General features: G+C 67.5%; 13 protein-coding genes. 7 read left to right on the top strand and 6 right to left on the bottom strand.

Features of this window, described 5'->3' with window-relative positions:
* The coding region (locus ACQI5H_RS18590) for an acyltransferase domain-containing protein (RefSeq protein WP_427080795.1) at positions 1 to 1579 on the top strand (1579 nt) is incomplete at its 5' end.
* Positions 1580 to 1723: 144 nt separating this feature from the next.
* Positions 1724 to 2785 carry a type III polyketide synthase gene (locus ACQI5H_RS18595; RefSeq protein WP_427080796.1) on the top strand — a complete coding sequence of 354 codons (1062 nt, stop codon included), beginning with the start codon at positions 1724 to 1726 and terminating at the stop codon, positions 2783 to 2785.
* On the opposite strand, the gene ACQI5H_RS18600 is transcribed toward ACQI5H_RS18595, so the two are convergent.
* Both ACQI5H_RS18600 and ACQI5H_RS18605 read right to left on the bottom strand, forming a co-directional pair.
* Positions 2768 to 4051: a cytochrome P450 gene (locus ACQI5H_RS18600; RefSeq protein ID WP_427080901.1), complete on the bottom strand. Its 1284-nt coding sequence runs from the start codon at positions 4049 to 4051 to the stop codon at positions 2768 to 2770. The genes ACQI5H_RS18595 and ACQI5H_RS18600 overlap by 18 nt on opposite strands.
* Before the next feature lie 14 nt (positions 4052 to 4065).
* Positions 4066 to 5829, bottom strand: coding sequence for an ABC-F family ATP-binding cassette domain-containing protein (locus ACQI5H_RS18605; protein WP_427080797.1), 1764 nt, complete (start codon positions 5827 to 5829; stop codon positions 4066 to 4068).
* Positions 5830 to 6358: 529 nt separating this feature from the next.
* On the opposite strand from ACQI5H_RS18605, the gene ACQI5H_RS18610 reads away from it, so the two are divergent.
* Complete coding sequence (locus ACQI5H_RS18610) at positions 6359 to 6751, top strand: DUF732 domain-containing protein (RefSeq protein ID WP_427080798.1); 393 nt, start codon at positions 6359 to 6361, stop codon at positions 6749 to 6751.
* Positions 6752 to 6966: 215 nt separating this feature from the next.
* Here the strand turns inward: ACQI5H_RS18610 and ACQI5H_RS18615 are convergent, their stop codons facing one another.
* Positions 6967 to 8331 (bottom strand): sensor histidine kinase, encoded by a 1365-nt coding sequence (locus ACQI5H_RS18615; RefSeq protein ID WP_427080799.1) that lies wholly within the window; start codon positions 8329 to 8331, stop codon positions 6967 to 6969.
* The gene (locus ACQI5H_RS18620) at positions 8328 to 9026 is read right to left on the bottom strand and encodes a response regulator transcription factor (RefSeq protein ID WP_427080800.1); all 699 of its coding nucleotides are present in this window, start codon (positions 9024 to 9026) and stop codon (positions 8328 to 8330) included. The genes ACQI5H_RS18615 and ACQI5H_RS18620 overlap by 4 nt, the downstream gene beginning before the upstream one ends.
* 183 nt (positions 9027 to 9209) lie before the next feature.
* Between ACQI5H_RS18620 and ACQI5H_RS18625 the strand changes: the two genes are divergently transcribed.
* Positions 9210 to 10181 carry a DUF1259 domain-containing protein gene (locus tag ACQI5H_RS18625; protein WP_427080801.1) on the top strand — a complete coding sequence of 324 codons (972 nt, stop codon included), beginning with the start codon at positions 9210 to 9212 and terminating at the stop codon, positions 10179 to 10181.
* 5 nt (positions 10182 to 10186) lie between these two features.
* Here the strand turns inward: ACQI5H_RS18625 and ACQI5H_RS18630 are convergent, their stop codons facing one another.
* Complete coding sequence (locus tag ACQI5H_RS18630) at positions 10187 to 10480, bottom strand: PepSY domain-containing protein (protein WP_427080802.1); 294 nt, start codon at positions 10478 to 10480, stop codon at positions 10187 to 10189.
* A 124-nt stretch (positions 10481 to 10604) separates the two neighbouring features.
* On the opposite strand from ACQI5H_RS18630, the gene ACQI5H_RS18635 reads away from it, so the two are divergent.
* The 3 genes from ACQI5H_RS18635 to ACQI5H_RS18645 all read left to right on the top strand — a co-directional run bounded on the left by ACQI5H_RS18635 (position 10605) and on the right by ACQI5H_RS18645 (position 15373).
* Positions 10605 to 12074 carry an HNH endonuclease signature motif containing protein gene (locus ACQI5H_RS18635; protein ID WP_427080803.1) on the top strand — a complete coding sequence of 490 codons (1470 nt, stop codon included), beginning with the start codon at positions 10605 to 10607 and terminating at the stop codon, positions 12072 to 12074.
* 118 nt (positions 12075 to 12192) lie between these two features.
* On the top strand, positions 12193 to 15144 hold the full coding sequence (locus tag ACQI5H_RS18640) for an acyl-CoA synthetase (RefSeq protein WP_427080902.1): 2952 nt from the start codon (positions 12193 to 12195) through the stop codon (positions 15142 to 15144).
* 1 nt (position 15145) lies between these two features.
* Entirely contained in the window at positions 15146 to 15373 is a 228-nt protein-coding gene (locus ACQI5H_RS18645) for a Trm112 family protein (protein WP_427080804.1), read from the top strand.
* Here the strand turns inward: ACQI5H_RS18645 and ACQI5H_RS18650 are convergent.
* Positions 15339 to 15962, bottom strand: a complete 624-nt coding sequence (locus ACQI5H_RS18650) for a TetR family transcriptional regulator (protein WP_427080805.1) — start codon at positions 15960 to 15962, stop codon at positions 15339 to 15341. The genes ACQI5H_RS18645 and ACQI5H_RS18650 overlap by 35 nt on opposite strands.

The raw sequence follows: 15962 nt of genomic DNA on the forward strand, positions 1-15962 counted from the left end.
GGGCAAGACGGCGCTGGTGTTTCCCGGCCAGGGCTCGCAGCGGTTGGGGATGGGCGCCGCGTTGTATGAACGTTTCCCGGTGTTCGCCAACGCCTTTGACGAATCCGTGCGCGCATTGGACGGGCAGCTGCGGCTGCCGCTCAAGCGCGTGATGTGGGGCGACGATGCAGCGCTGCTGGAAAGCACCGAGTTCGCCCAGCCGGCATTGTTCGCCCTCGAGGTCGCGTTGGCGGCGTTGTGGCAATCGTGGGGTGTCGTACCGGACGTGGTGATGGGTCATTCGGTGGGCGAGCTCACCGCGGCGTATGTTGCAGGCGTGTTGTCGCTGGGGGATGCGGCGAAGGTGGTGGCGGCTCGGGGCCGGCTGATGGCGGGGTTGCCGGCCGGTGGGGCCATGGTCGCGGTGGCCGCTGGGGAAGACGAGGCGGCCGCGCTGCTGCGTGACGGCGTGAGCGTCGCGGCGGTCAACGGCCCGGCGGCAGTGGTGATTTCGGGTGAGCAGGGCGCGGTGGCCGCCATCGCGGATCGGTTCGCGCAGCAGGGCCGCCGCGTGCATCGGCTGGCTGTCTCACACGCGTTTCATTCGCCGTTGATGGACCCCATCCTCGACGAGTTCGGGCGGATGGTGGCGGACGTGTCGGTGCGTCCGCCGCGAATGGGATTGGTATCCAACGTGACTGGGCGGTTGGCGGGCAACGGCTATGGGTCTCCGCGGTACTGGGTGGAGCATGTGCGGCGACCGGTCCGTTTCGTCGACAGTGTGAGGGCAGCCGAGTCGCTCGGGGCCGACGTGTTTGTGGAGGCGGGTCCCGGGGCGGCCCTGACGGCCGCGGTCGAGCAATCGTTGATGGGCGCGCGGGCCAGGGCGGTGGTGACGTTGGCCGACGACCGTCCCGAAATCGATTCGCTGCTCACCGCCGCCGGGCACGTGTTCATCGCAGGTGTGAAGGTGGATTGGTCGGCGGCGTTGGCCGGCACACCGGCCCGTCGAGTGGAGTTGCCGACATACGGATTCGCCCGCCAACGGTATTGGCTGGGCGCGGCCGCGGGGCCGCCGATCGCGAGCCGCTGGGCGGGCCTGGCCGAGCAGCTGCGAGCGCTGCCCCCCGCCGAGCAGCACCGCCGGCTACAGGAGTTGGTGTGCTCGCATGCCGCCGCGGTGTTGGGGCACCCCGCCGGACACGGGATCGAGGCCGACCGCGCCTTCGAAGACCTGGGGTTCGAGTCAATGACCGGCGTCGAACTGCGCAACCGTCTCATGACCGAGACCGGGTTGGCATTGTCGCGCACGCTGATCTTCGACTACCCGACCCCATCGGCATTGGCCGATTACCTTCAACAACTTCTGCACGGCGATCACCGAGAATCGGACGACGAGAAGATTTGGTCGACGTTGCGAAAGATTCCACTGCAGGAGCTGCGCCGAACAGGATTGCTCGACAAGCTTTTACTGCTCGCCGGCGAATCGGAAAGCGGTGTTCCCGATTCCACCGTTAGTGACGACGTCATCGACTCTTTAAGTCCCGATGCGTTGATCGCAATGGCGCTCAATCAAGACGACGACGATGGCATTGATTGACGAAAGCTGCGCTGGCAGAATCGATTACGCGACGGCCCCCGGATAGCTATTCGACAGATGTTGAATAGCAGTGGCTTTGCCGCACGACACGTGACGGCTAAACTTTGGGAACCGGGGAAATCCCATTCGAGCAGAGGGTAGGGCATGAGCGTCATCGCAGGTGTGTTCGGCGCCTTACCGCCGCATCGGTACAGCCAAAGCGAGATTACCGACCAATTCGTCGAGTTCCCCGTATTGAAAGAACACGAGGGCATTGTCCGACGCCTGCACGCGGGCGCGAGAGTGAACAGCCGCCACCTGGTGCTGCCCCTGGAGAAATATCCGTCGCTGACCGACTTCGGCGAGGCGAACGAGGTCTTCATCGAGAACGCGGTGGACCTGGGTTGCGAGGCGCTGCTGGGCGCCCTCGACGAGGCGGGCCTGCAACCGCAGGACATCGACATGATCGCCACGACAACCGTGACCGGCGTTCTGGTGCCGTCGCTGGACGCCAGGATCGTCGGTCGCCTGGGCCTGCGCCCCGACGTGCGGCGGGTGCCGATGTTCGGTCTGGGTTGCGCGGCCGGGGCGGCAGGGCTGGGTCGGCTGCACGAATACCTGCGCGGTGCGCCCGACGGCGTCGCGGTCCTGGTGTCGGTCGAGCTCTGCTCGTTGAGCTTCCCGGCGGTCAAGCCGACCGTGTCGGGTCTGGTCGCCACCGCGATGTTCGGCGACGGGGCGGGGGCGGTGGTCGCCGTCGGCGATCGTCGCGCCGAGCAAATGACGGCAAGTGGCCCCGACATCCTCGATTCGCACAGTCGCCTGTACCCGGATTCGCTGCAGATCATGGGCTGGAACGTGGATTCCGCCGGCCTGCAGCTGGTGCTGTCACCGGAGCTGCCGACCCTCATCGAGCGCTACCTGGCCGACGACGTCAACACCTTCCTCGCCTCGCGCGGCCTGACCAAGGACGACATCGGTGCCTGGGTGGCCCACCCCGGTGGACCGAAGGTGATCGACGCGATCGCCACGAGCGTGGAGCTTCCACCCGAGGCGCTCGAGCTGACGTGGCGTTCGCTCGGCGAAATCGGCAACCTGTCGTCAGCCTCGGTGCTGCACATCCTGCGCGACACGATCGCCAAGCCGCCGCCGAGCGGTAGCCACGGGCTGCTGCTGGCGATGGGCCCCGGATTCTCCTCGGAAATGGTGCTATTGCGCTGGCACTGAGTCGATGACGTCGACGGTCAGGCCCGGCCGCGGTGCCAGTGCGGCGAGGTTGGCCGCGCGAATCCGCTGAGCCGGCAGCCGCAGCCGGGTCCTGGCCACCAGCCGGGCCAGCATGACCGTCATCTCGGTGGTCGCCATCGCCGCCCCGATGCAGCGATGCAAGCCGCCGCTGAACGGGATGAACTCGTGCGGCGCGGGCTTGCGGTAATCGGGTGCATCGGGATCCCAACGGGCCGGCCGGAATTCGTTTGGCTCCGGCCAGATCTCGGGAAGCCTGTGCGTGACGTACGCGCTGAAGATCAGCAACCGCCCGGCACGGATGCGATGGCCGTCGAACCGGAGGTCGCGCATCACCCGCCGTGCGGAGATCACCCCGGGCGAGTACAGCCGAAGCGTCTCGTGCACAACGCCGTTGAGGTAGGTGAGCGCATTCAGATCGGCCGCGGTCGGCGGCCGGTCACCGAGCACACGCGTCACTTCCTCGGCGGCGCTGTCCCACGCGCCGGGCAGGGCGAGCAGCGTGTAGATCGCCCAGGCGAGCGCGCCGCTTGTGGTTTCGTAGCCGGCGGTAATGAGCGAAACGATCTCGTCGCGAATTTCGTTGTTGCTCAAGGCATAACCCTCGTCGCCGCGACCATTGATCAACATGGTCATCATGTGGTCGTCGGGCCTGGGAGCGGCGCGGGCGCAGGCGATTTGGGCGTCGACGAAGTCGTGCAGACGCGAGCGCGCGGCCATTGCCCGTCGCCACCCCCGCAAGTTGAGCCGCCGTTGTAGCGCCACCACCTGCGGCAGGTGGTGGGTCAGGTCCAGCAGCGGTTGCAGTTGCTCCCCGAGGAAGTCGGAGTGCATCGCGATCCGCGGGCCGAACAGGCTCTCCGCGGTGCTATGCCGGACCGCCGAGCGACACTGCCGATAGATGTCCAGCCGTTGCCCGGGCCGCCAGCCGTCGATGACGGTGTCGATCGTGGACACCATGGTCTGCACGTAGTCCTGGATCTGCCGATGCCGCAGGCCCGGCGCCACCACACTGCGGCGACGCCGGTGGTCGTCCCCATCGCTGACGATCAACGCCGTGGGCCCGTCGACGAGCGCCAGGTTCTCGAAGGTTTCGCGCCAACTGAACGCGTCGGCGTTGGCGAAGACGAACTTGTTCGCCTCGGGGCCCAGCAGATAGGTGTAGCCGCGCCGGCCGATGCCGGAGTTGATCACGGTGCCGCGGCGCCGGTACAGCGCGAGCAACGCCTCGCCGGGCAGGTAAGGCACCGGCCGGTAACTCCTCATTCGAGCGCCTCCGATAGTTCGAGCCAGCGCGCTTCCGTCGCCGCCACCTCATTTTCGAGGTCGCGCAACTCTTCGGTCAGTCGGGTCAACGCGACATGGTCGGACTGGTCATGCTCCGCGAGTTCGGTGTGTTTGGCCGCGATTCGGTCGGCGAGGCGGGCCAGCTGGCGATCCGCCGCGGCCAATTCCTTTTCGGTAGCGCGGCGCTGCGCGCCGGGCTTGGCTCGCGGCGGCTCTTCGGTCGTCGTGGTGGTCGTGGAACGGGTTGCCAGCCGCAGGTATTCGTCGATGCCGCCGGGCAGGTGCCGCAACCGGCCGTCGAGAATCGCGTACTGCTGGTCGGTCACGCGCTCGAGCAGATACCGGTCGTGCGAGACGACGATCAAGGTGCCCGCCCACGAGTCGAGCAGATCCTCCGTGGCGGTCAGCATGTCGGTGTCCACGTCGTTGGTCGGCTCGTCGAGCAGCAAGACGTTCGGCTCGGACAACAGGGTGAGCATGAGCTGCAGCCGGCGTCGCTGGCCACCCGACAGGTCGCCAACTCGCGCGGACAGCTGGCCCCGGCCGAATCCGAGCCGCTCCAGCAGTTGTGCCGGGGTGACGTCGCGGCCGTCGACCTGATAGCCGCCGCGCAGCCGGCCCAACACGTCGGCGATCCGGTCGCCCGCGAGCGCGGCAAGGTCCTCACCCCGCTGGTCGAGCACGGCGAGTTTGACGCTCTTGCCGCGCTTAACGCGACCGGTGTCTGGCCGAATCGTGCCGGCGATCAGCCCCAGCAGGGTCGACTTCCCAGCGCCGTTGGCGCCGACGATGCCGGTGCGCTCGCCCGGGGCGATCCGCCATTCGACGTCGCGCAGCACCGCCCGGTCGCCAAACGAGACCGACACGTCGAGCAGATCGACGACGTCCTTCCCGAGCCGCGCGGTCGCCAGCTTGGCCAGCTCGACCCCGTTGCGCAGCGGCGGCACGTCGGCGATCAGCTGGTTGGCGGCCTCGATCCGAAACTTTGGCTTCGACGTCCGCGCCGGCGCCCCCCGCCGTAGCCAGGCCAGCTCCTTGCGCATCAGGTTCTGCCGTTTGGCTTCGGCCGCCGCGGCTAGCCGGTCGCGCTCGACGCGCTGCAGCACGTACGCCGCGTACCCGCCTTCGAATGGCTCGACGATCCCGTCGTGCACCTCCCACGTCATGGTGGCGACCTCGTCGAGAAACCAGCGATCGTGCGTCACCAGCAGCAGCCCGCCGGTGTTGCGCGCCCAGCGCTGTTTCAGGTGGCCCGCCAGCCAGGTGATGCCCTCGATGTCGAGGTGGTTGGTGGGCTCGTCGAGGGCGATCACATTCCATTCGCCGATCAGCAGCCTGGCGAGTTGCACCCGCCGCCGCTGGCCGCCGCTCAGCGTGGCGATCTCCGCGTCCCAGGCGATGTCGGAGACCAGGCCGCCCATCACGTCGCGGACTCGCGGGTCACCGGCCCACTGGTGATCGGCCCGCTCGCCGACCAGCGTCCAGCCCACGGTGCGATCCGCGTCGAGGGTGTCCGCCTGACTCAGCGCGCTGACGCGCAACCCGCTGCGCCGCGTGACCCGGCCGGAGTCGGGCCGCAGCTGGCCGGTCAGCAGGCCCAGCAGGCTGGACTTGCCGTCCCCGTTTCGGCCCACGATGCCGATGCGCGCGCCGTCGTTGACACCGAGCGTGACCGAACCGAACACCACCTGAGTCGGATATTCGAGGTGTACGGCCTCGGCCCCGAGTAGGTGTGCCACGGGGCCGACGTTAGTCTCCGGGAATCCGGAAATTGGGATCGGTAGCGGCCCCAGTCCTGTTTGCTGAGGCAATGGCATATAACAGGACCGCAAAGAAACTCGTTGCCGGGGCGCTGATGTCGGGAGTTGTCGCGCTCACCGGAACGGGGCTCGGCCTAGGTGTCGCACACGCCCAGCCGCTTATTTCGGAGGACGGCCCGGTACCGCCCGGCGCGTCGGGGCCGTACAAATGCTGCCCGGGCGACGAAAAGGGCGGCCTTCACCCACAAACCGGTCGCGGCTGCCCGCCAAACGTCAACTGGGACAAGACTCAATGCCACACGTGGTACGGCGTCGTCTGGGGGCACGGAAACGTCACCCCCGGAGTTTGGGAGGGAACCGACCCGCCGCCCCCCGAAGCGACACAGAAGCCATGGTGCGGGTTTCCCTTTATGTGTTCGGGAACACCGTGATCAACGGCCGGTAGCCCACGAGTGACTTTTTGGAATTGCCAGGCGATTTCACCCAATTACGTCTACTGTTTTCGGCCATGGATATGGCGAAGAATGGTGGCATCATCCGGTCGTTCGGCGCGCGCAGGGGCGCGATAGTCGGTGTCGTCTTCGTGGCCGTCGCGGCTTCGGCCGTCCTGCCCGATGCGAACGCCGATCCGCCACCGGGATGCGTCGTTGGTCCCGGACCGGCTCCGGACTGCGCTATGCGTGCGTTCGAGGCAGACGTCGCCGCCGCGGGTTACCGGGATGCCGGGGGCAGAACGGTGGGATTGGATCAGGCCCTGGATATGTGTGGGCTGATGGACCGAGGCCTCACTCCGCAGGAGACGGCGAGCTATTTCCTGCGGGACAATCCGGGGCTCGGTCCGGACGGGGCGAACCAGATCGTCGGGATCGCCATCAACGACCTGTGCCCGTGGCATCGCTGACAACGAACCCGCGGTCAGCACATCACGTGGCTCAGCGCACGGATGGGCTCGGTCGAGGTGTCGATCTCTCCGGCCAGCTCGCGGCGCGCGAACAACTCGAACGCGAGTTCGTGGGCGATGACTTGGTCGACGATCGGGGCACCATGCCGGCAAAGTACGCCTCGCCCAATACTTCACCCTGGTAAGCCTCCACCCACAGGCGGGCGGCTTCGTCGTTAGTGGCACTGACTGAATCGGTCATCGTCGCCGTTGGACGCGGCGCCAAGCAGGATGGTGATTTCGGCGCCGCCAGTGGGACGGTTGCCCGCGCTGACAGTCCCGCGGTTGCGTCGGGTGAGGGTGTCCACGATTGCGAGCCCAAGTCCGGTGCCGCCCGTGCTACGCGCGGTGTCGGCGCGGGTGAATCGGTCGAACGCGCGTGGGAGGAAATCGGGTGGGAACCCTGCGCCGTGATCGCTTACCTGGATCTCGACGCCATCTGCTGTGGTCCGCTCGACGCTGATGGTGATCGGTGGGGCACCGTGTTGGGCGGCGTTGTCGACAAGGTTGCTCATGATCCGATCGAGGTCCTCGGGGTCGGCACGGACGTGTTGGCCTGCGGGGCAGTCGATGTCGAGTTGACCGCCGAGGTTGTGGCGGTACCGCTCGCGGATAGCCAGTAGGTGGGTGTGTAAGTCAACGGTGGGGGGCTCGGCGGGGCGGCCGGCGTCTGCGACAGTGAGCAGATCGCGCGCCAGACGGGACAGCCGGGTGGTTTCGTTCAGGGCGGAGCGGATTGCGGCGACGAGCTCCGGGTTGCTTCGCGGCCGCCGGAGGGCGAGTTCGAGTTCGGTGATCAGCAAGCTAAGGGGGGTGCGAAGTTCGTGGCCCGCATCGCTGACGAATTGTCGTTCTCTGTCTAGCGCGTCGTGCAGCCGTCGCAGGAGGTCGTTGAATGTTGTTCCGAGATAGTGGATTTCGTCGCGTGCCGATGGGACGGGCAGGCGGGCGCCTAGGTCGGAGGCGCTGATGCTGGCGGCACGGGCGCGCATGCGTTCGACCGGTCGAAGGGCGGCCGCGGCCAGCAAGTACGCGCCTAGGGCGGCAGCCAGCAAGACGATCGGGAAACCGGTGGCCAGTTCGTTGCGCAGGTCCGCCACGGCGGCGTCGCGATCTGCGAGGCTCTGCGCGGCCACCACCACCCGTCCGCCTGGAACCGGGCCAGCCGCCACCCGCACGGGTCCCTCGAGGTTGCCAAGGCGGGGGTGATCAGCGATCAGCTGCCCGCGTCGGGCAGAGGCCAGTTCGCCGGGTGAGAGGGCGATCTGCCCGACGAGATTCGGGGTCGCGGCCAACACCTGACCATCGGGGGCGATGATCTGCTGGGCGGTATCGGGATTGCCGCCCGTCAGCACCGGATCGGTCGCGGCGGCGATCGGGCCAAGGCTGGCTACCCGATACGCCAGGGACTCGGTGATCGCCTCGTCCAGCGATTCCTTCGTGTGGGCAACGGTCAGCGCCCCAACCACCACGAGGACCAGCGCCATCGCGGCGGTGAAGGCGGCGGCGAGCCTGACCCGGATCGGCCAGCGCCGCATCATGTGCCCGTTTTCTCGGGCACGCCGCCGTCGGAGCGCATCCGGTAGCCGATTCCACGCACGGTTTCGATTGAACGCGTCCGGAACGGCCGGTCTATCTTGTCGCGCAGCGCGCGGATGTGGACGTCGACGACATTGGAATGTGACTCGTAGGCAAAGTCCCAGCAGTGTTCCATCAGCAGCTCTCGGGTCAGCACTGTGCCCGGTCGACGCATCAGTAGTTCGAGCACTCCGAATTCCTTGGTAGTCAAGGCGATTTCGACCTCGCCGCGCCAGCACCGGCGGCTGGCGGGATCGGCTCGGAGTGCTCCGACGGCCAACACGGTGGGCCTCGGGGTTGGCCCGCGGCGGATAAGCGATCGGAGCCGGGCGAAGAGCTCATCGAGGTGAAACGGCTTGGTGAGGTAGTCGTCGGCGCCGCCGTCAAGTCCCGCGACGCGATCGGTGACGGCGCCGCGGGCGGTGAGCATCAGCACCGGCACCCAGTGTTGCTGGTCGCGCCATTTGCGGCAGATATCGAAGCCGGATATCCCCGGCAGCATCACGTCCAGTACCACCGCGTCGTAGTCGTAGACCAGCGCGGCCTGGTAGCCGCTGGTGCCGTCGACGGCGACGTCGACGGCGTAGCCGTCTTCGGTCAAGCCGCGGCGCAACAAGTCGGCCATCTTGGGCTCGTCCTCGACGACGAGTACACGCACCGTTGCCACCATCCTTCCCGTGCTCGGCGTCGTGCCCGACTCCATCATCACCTTTATGCGCCGTGAAACCGGTGTAGTTGGCGTTGATGAAGCCACGATGAGGATGCGTGGTCGACCTTCATCGTGACTTCATGAAGAAGCGATAGACCGTGGGCTAACCGATCGACGGGAGAGGGAACGCGCATGGCGGGCACCAAGCTTGTTGCCAGGATCGTCGCGATTGCCGCCGCGGCGGCGCTGGTGCTAGCGGGTTGTAGTTCGGGCTCCAAGGGTGGCGGCGGCAGCGGCAACGGCCAACCCGGCACACCCCGTCCGGCGGTGACCACGACCGATGCCGATTGGAAGCCAGTGGCCGACGCGTTGGGACGTAGCGGCAAGCTCGGCGACAATAACACTGCGTATCGCATCAACTTGCCGCGCAACGATCTTCACATCACGTCCTACGGCGTGGACATCAAACCGGGCCTGTCGTTGGGCGGATATGCGGCATTCGCCCGCTACGACAACAACGAGACGCTGCTGATGGGCGACCTCGTGATCACCGAAGAAGAGTTGCCCAAGGTCACCGATGCATTGCAGGCGCATGGCATCGCCCAGACCGGGCTACACAAGCATCTGCTGCACCAAAGCCCGCCGGTGTGGTGGACGCACGTCCACGGGATGGGTGATGCCACCCAACTGGCCCAAGGGCTCAAGGCGGCGTTGGACGCCACAGCGATCGGTGCGGCGACCCCGCCGGCGGCACAGCAACCCCCGGTCGACATCGACGTCGGCGCGGTGCAACAGGCCTTGGGCCGCAAGGGAACCCAAGATGGCGGGCTGTTCAAGTACAGCATCCCCCGCAAGGACACCATCGTCGAGGACGGGCACGTGCTGCCCGCAGCCTCGCTGAATCTGACGACCGTGATCAACTTTCAGCCCGTCGGCGGCGGTCGCGCAGCGATCAACGGTGACTTCATCCTGACCGCCCCCGAGGTGCAGAAGGTCATCCAGGCATTGCGTGCCGGCAATATCCAGATCGTGGAGTTGCATAACCACGGACTGACCGAGGAGCCCCGCCTGTTCTACATGCACTACTGGGCCGTCGACGACGCGGTCACCCTGGCGCGGGCGCTGCGTCCGGCGCTGGACGCCACCAACTTGCAGGCTCCCTAAGACTGTCAGTCGTTATCCGGCGCCTCGGTGCCTACGAAGTGGAAGCCCTGGTCGAGGTGCACTTCGATCTGTGTGCCGTCGGGTTTCGTGACGAGTACCCCGTAATAGGCGGGGCCCTCGTTGGTTTCCCTTTCTACCTTGCCGGCTTTGCCCGGTACGGCTTGTAGTGCCGCGGCGCGGGCCTGATCCGCGGCCGGTCCGGTGATCTCCTGGTCGTCGGCGGTGGCGACGCCGACGCCGATGCCCGCCATGACGGCGGCGCTGGCTACACCGATGCCGATTTTCGTTCGGAACCTCATCGATCCACCCCTTCCGGTCGTAGCGAAGGCGACGCTAGCGACGGCACATGAAGCCAGGATGAAAGCGATCGCATTCGTTTTGATGCGGGCGAAGGTGTCGGTGGGGCCATCTATGCTCGAACACATGTTCGATACACGGCTCCACGACTACTGGGAGCCTTCTGACACCGGCGAGTCGCGCGCCCTGATAGATCGGATGTGCGCGGCGTGGCGGACCGAGGCGCGGGCGGTCGCCGACCGGTTGGATGCGATCGGGGAGCTGTTCGAGCTGCGCCGGGCCGAACGTGGCGAACACCAAGACTGGGCCGTGGATACGTGGGCGGCGGTCGGTGCCGAGGTGGCAGCGGCATTTCGGATCAGCCTGGCCATGGCCGGCAGCTACCTGCGCTACGCGTTGGCGATGCGCGAGCGGCTTCCGCTGGTGGCCGAGGTGTTTCGGGCCGGCGACATCGACTATCAGTTGTTTCAGACGATGGTGTACCGGACCGATCTGATCACCGATCCCGACGTGTTGGCGCGCGTGGATGGCGAGCTGGCCGTTCGCGCCCCGCGGTGGCCGTCGATGACGCAGGGCAAGCTTGCCGGGGCGGTCGATCGGATCGTGGCCGCGGCGGACCGGGATGCGGTGCGCCGGCACCGCGACCGGATGCGGGACCGCGAGGTGTCAATCTGGGAATCCGAGCGCGGCATGAGCGAATTGCACGGCAGCCTGTTCGCCAGCGACGCCGAAGCGCTGGACAAGCGCCTCGATGCCCTGGCGGCAACGGTGTGCGCGGCCGATCCGCGGTCCAAGGATCAGCGGCGGGCCGATGCCCTGGGTGCCCTGGCCGCGGGCCTCGAAGCCCTGGGCTGCCAATGCGGCAGCTCCGACTGCGTTGCCGGTGGGCGCGCCGCGCCGGGGCCGGTGGTCATCCATGTGGTGGCCGAGCAGGCGACCGTCGAGGGCCGGGGAACCAACCCCGGATCGCTGTTGGGTGCCGACGGGCTGATCTCCGCCGAGCTGGTGGTCGAGCTGGCCAAGACCGCCCGGCTGCAACCGTTGCTTCCGCCGGGCGGCGCCGAACCCCACTACACTCCGTCGGCCAAGCTTGCGGCCTTCGCGCGGGCGCGGGATCTGACCTGCCGGGCGCCGGGCTGCGATCGCCCGGCCACCGAATGCGACCTGGACCATACGATTCCGTTCGCCGACGGTGGTGCCACGCATGCGTCGAACATCAAGTGTCTGTGCAGGTTTCATCATTTACTGAAAACGTTCTGGGGGTGGCGCGACCAACAGCTGCGCGACGGCACGGTGATCTGGAGCATGCCGGACGGGCACACGTACGTCACCACCCCGGGCAGTGCGCTGCTGTTTCCCGCCCTGTGCGCGCCCACCGGTTCGGTCCCCACACCGGATCGCGCAGACCTGGATCGCCGCGGCGACCGCACGGCGATGATGCCGCTCCGCGCGACGACACGGGCCCAGAACAGAGCCCACCGCGTCAACGCTGATCGCGAACGTAATTATCGAAACCGTCAACCTCGTCCGCCGGTATCCGTCGGTGCGCAAGAGATCGACTACGTCCCAACCGATCCCGACCCACCGCCCTTCTAACCGCGACGGCATCGCGCTCGGGCAAAACACCCTGACCAGAACCGCACGGACCGCCGATGTGCCATGATGGCCACGCTGTCAACAGTTCAGGGAGCGCCGGGTGGATCTCAATTTTTCGATGGTCACACGACCGGTCGAGCGCCTGGTCGCCACGGCGCAAAACGGTCTGGAAGTACTGCGGCTGGGGGGCCTGGAAACGGGGACTGTCCCGTCGCCGTCCCAGATCGTCGAGAGCGTGCCGATGTACAAGCTTCGGCGCTACTTCCCACCCGACAGCAGGCCGGGGCACGCGCCGGTGGGCCCGCCCGTGCTGATGGTGCATCCGATGATGATGTCCGCCGACATGTGGGACGTCACCCGCGAGGACGGCGCGGTGGGCATTCTGCACGCCGCCGGACTCGATCCCTGGGTCATCGACTTCGGGTCGCCCGACAAGGTCGAGGGCGGAATGCGCCGCAACCTGGCCGACCACATCGTCGCGCTCGGCCAGGCCATCGACACCGTTAAGGACGCGACGGGCAGCGACGTCCATCTGGTCGGGTACTCGCAGGGCGGCATGTTCTGCTATCAGGCCGCCGCGTACCGGCGTTCGAAGAACATCGCCAGCATCGTGGCATTCGGATCCCCGGTGGACACCCTGGCCGCCCTGCCCATGGGTATCCCGGCGAACTTCGCCGCACCCGCCGCCAACTTCATGGCCGATCACGTGTTCAGTCGGCTGGACATCCCAAGTTGGATGGCGCGCACCGGTTTTCAGATGATGGACCCGCTCAAGACGGCGAAGGCCCGCGTCGACTTCGTACGTCAGCTGCACGACCGGGAGGCGCTGCTGCCGCGCGAGCAACAGCGCAGGTTCCTGGAGCGCGAAGGCTGGATCGCGTGGTCGGGCCCGGCGATCTCGGAGCTGCTGAAGCAATTCATCGCCCACAACCGCATGATGACAGGCGGTTTCGCGATCAACGGGCAGATGGTCACGCTCACCGACATCACCTGCCCGGTGCTGGCCTTCGTCGGGGAGGTCGACGACATCGGACAGCCGGCGTCGGTGCGCGGCATCCGGCGCGCGGCACCCAACGCCGAGGTCTACGAATGCACCATCCGGACAGGGCATTTCGGTCTCGTCGTCGGATCAAAGGCCGCGAGGGAGAGCTGGCCGACCGTCGCCGAATGGGTGCAGTGGCTGTCCACCGGTGGCGACAAGCCCGCGGGCATCGACCTGATGGCCGATCAGCCGGCCGAATCCACCGACAGCGGTGTGGCGTTCAGCTCGCGGCTCGCGCACGGCATCGGCGAAGTCTCCGAGGCGGCGCTGGGCCTGGTCCGTGGCGCGGCCGGCGCCGTCATCGCGGCCAACAAATCGATGCGCACCCTGGCCGTGGAGACCGCACGGACCCTGCCCCGATTGGCTCGCCTGGGACAGATCAACGATCACACCCGAATCTCGTTGGGCCGCATCATCGACGAGCAGGCACACGACGCCCCGCAGGGCGAGTTTCTGTTGTTCGACGGGCGAGTGCACACCTACGAGGCCGTCAACCGGCGCATCAACAACGTCGTTCGCGGCCTGATCGAAGTCGGTGTCCGGCAAGGCGACCGCGTCGGCGTGCTGATGGAGACCCGGCCCAGCGCGCTGGTGGCGATCGCCGCGCTGTCCCGTCTGGGGGCGGTCGCGGTGGTGATGCGCCCCGACGCCGACCTGGCCGCCTCGGTGCGGCTCGGGGGAGTGAGCGAGATCCTGACCGACCCCACCAACCTGGAAGCCGCCCGCGAGATGCCGGGCCAGGTGCTGGTGCTGGGCGGCGGCGAGACGCGCGACCTGCACCTGCCGGAGGACGCTGACGTCATCGACATGGAGCAGATCGACCCGGACGCGGTCGAGCTGCCCGCCTGGTATCGCCCGAACCCGGGATTGGCCCGCGATCTGGCGTTCATCGCGTTCAGCGCCGCGGGCGGCGAGCTGGTGGCCAAGCAGATCACCAATTACCGCTGGGCGGTGTCGGCGTTCGGAACGGCGTCGGCCGCCAACCTGGATCGCCGAGACACGGTGTATTGCCTGACGCCGCTGCACCACGAGTCGGCACTGCTGGTCAGCCTGGGCGGCGCGGTCGTGGGCGGCACCCGCATCGCGCTGTCGCGGGGGCTGCGGCCGGACCGGTTCGTCAAGGAAATACGGCAGTACGGGGTCACGGTGGTCGCCTACACCTGGGCCATGCTGCGCGAGGTGGTCGACGATCCGGCGTTCGTCCTGCACGGCAACCATCCGGTGCGGCTGTTCATCGGGTCGGGCATGCCGACCGGGTTGTGGGACCGGGTCGTCGAAGCGTTCGCACCCGCCCACGTCGTCGAGTTCTTCGCCACCACCGACGGGCAGGCGGTTCTGGCCAACGTGTCCGGCATCAAGGTCGGCAGCGAGGGCCGCCCGCTGCCCGGCGCCGGACGCGTCGAGCTCGGCGCCTACGACGCCGAACACGACCTGATCCTGGAGAACAACCGCGGCTTCGTCCAGGTCGCCGACACCAACGAGGTCGGCGTGCTGCTCGCCCAGTCCAACGGCCCGATCGACCCGACCGCATCGGTCAAACGCGGGGTCTTCGCTCCCGCCGACACGTGGATATCGACCGAGTACCTGTTCCGCCGCGACGAGGACGGTGACTACTGGCTGATGGGCAGGCGCGGCACGGTGATCCGCACCGCGCGCGGGTTGGTCTACGGCGAGCCGGTCACGGACGCGCTGGGCTGTATCAACGGCGTCGACCTCGCGGTGACCTACAACGTGCCGGTCGGTGATCATGAGGCGGCGGTCTCGGCGGTGACGTTGTTGCCCGGGTCCACCATCACCGCGGCGGACCTGACCGAGGCCGTCGCCAACATGCCGATCGGGCTGGGACCCGACTTCGTGTGCGTCGTGCCGGAGATGACGTTGAGCGCGACCTACCGCCCCACCGTCAGCGCCCTGCGGGCCGCCGGAATCCCCAAGGCCGGACGCCACGTCTGGTATTTCGACGTGGACAGCAACGAGTTTCGCCGGCTGACCCCGGGTGTGCGGTCGGAACTGGGCGGCGAGCACTGACGTGGTCGACGATTCGCTGCTGAACATTCTGGTGTGCCCCGCCGACCGGGGCCCGCTGCTGTTAGTCGCCGCGGACGACGGTGCCGAGTTGCTCTACAACCCGCGCCTGAGGCGCGCCTACCGCATCGAGGACGGCATTCCGGTGCTGCTGGTCGACGAGGCCCGTGACGTCGACGACGACGAGCACGCACGGCTTACGGCGCAAGCGCCTCCGGCAGATCCCCGGTGAGGTAACGCTGCAGGTTCGGCGCGATGGTTCGCGCGATCTGTTCGGCCGGCAGCGATGCGAACGGTTCGATCTGCACGATGTAGCGCGCCATGACCACACCCATCAACTGCGACGCGACGAACTGAGCGCGGATCCTTCCCGTCCCGGGTGGCGTGTCGACGCGCGAACCCACCTCCCTGACGACCACCTCCTGCAGGAATGAGCGCGCCAGACTCACGTCGGCGCCGGCAAGCAACGATCGCAGCGTCGCGATCAATCCCGTGCCCATTTCCGAGTCCCAGATCGGCAACAGGATCGACGGCAGCCGTAGCCCGAGTTCCTCTATCGGCGTTTCCCGCATCGGTACCAGCACCGTCATGGGATCGACCGGAAGTTTGATCGCGGCGGCAAACAGCTGCTCCTTGGTGCCGAAGTAGTGATGCACCAGGGCGGAGTCGACGCCGGCCCCCGCGGCCACGGCCCGAATCGACGTCCTGTCAATGCCGTTGCGGGCAAACAGCTCTCGGGCGCTGGCCAGGATCCGCTCCCGCGTGTCGGAAACCCCGGCGGGTCGTCCGGGCCGCCGCCGTCCGGTTTGGGTCGTTGCCAC

Source organism: Mycobacterium heidelbergense, assembly GCF_050205645.1.
Lineage (GTDB): Bacteria > Actinomycetota > Actinomycetes > Mycobacteriales > Mycobacteriaceae > Mycobacterium > Mycobacterium heidelbergense_A.

What these genes read in the sequence shown, in the direction of transcription:
- ACQI5H_RS18595 (WP_427080796.1), top strand. Translation starts at nt 1,724, where the DNA reads ATGAGCGTCATCGCAGGTGTGTTCGGCGCCTTACCGCCGCATCGGTAC.
- ACQI5H_RS18610 (WP_427080798.1), top strand. Translation starts at nt 6,359, where the DNA reads ATGGATATGGCGAAGAATGGTGGCATCATCCGGTCGTTCGGCGCGCGC.
- ACQI5H_RS18615 (WP_427080799.1), bottom strand. Translation starts at nt 8,331, where the DNA reads ATGATGCGGCGCTGGCCGATCCGGGTCAGGCTCGCCGCCGCCTTCACC.
- ACQI5H_RS18625 (WP_427080801.1), top strand. Translation starts at nt 9,210, where the DNA reads ATGGCGGGCACCAAGCTTGTTGCCAGGATCGTCGCGATTGCCGCCGCG.
- ACQI5H_RS18630 (WP_427080802.1), bottom strand. Translation starts at nt 10,480, where the DNA reads ATGAGGTTCCGAACGAAAATCGGCATCGGTGTAGCCAGCGCCGCCGTC.
- ACQI5H_RS18635 (WP_427080803.1), top strand. Translation starts at nt 10,605, where the DNA reads ATGTTCGATACACGGCTCCACGACTACTGGGAGCCTTCTGACACCGGC.
- ACQI5H_RS18640 (WP_427080902.1), top strand. Translation starts at nt 12,193, where the DNA reads ATGGTCACACGACCGGTCGAGCGCCTGGTCGCCACGGCGCAAAACGGT.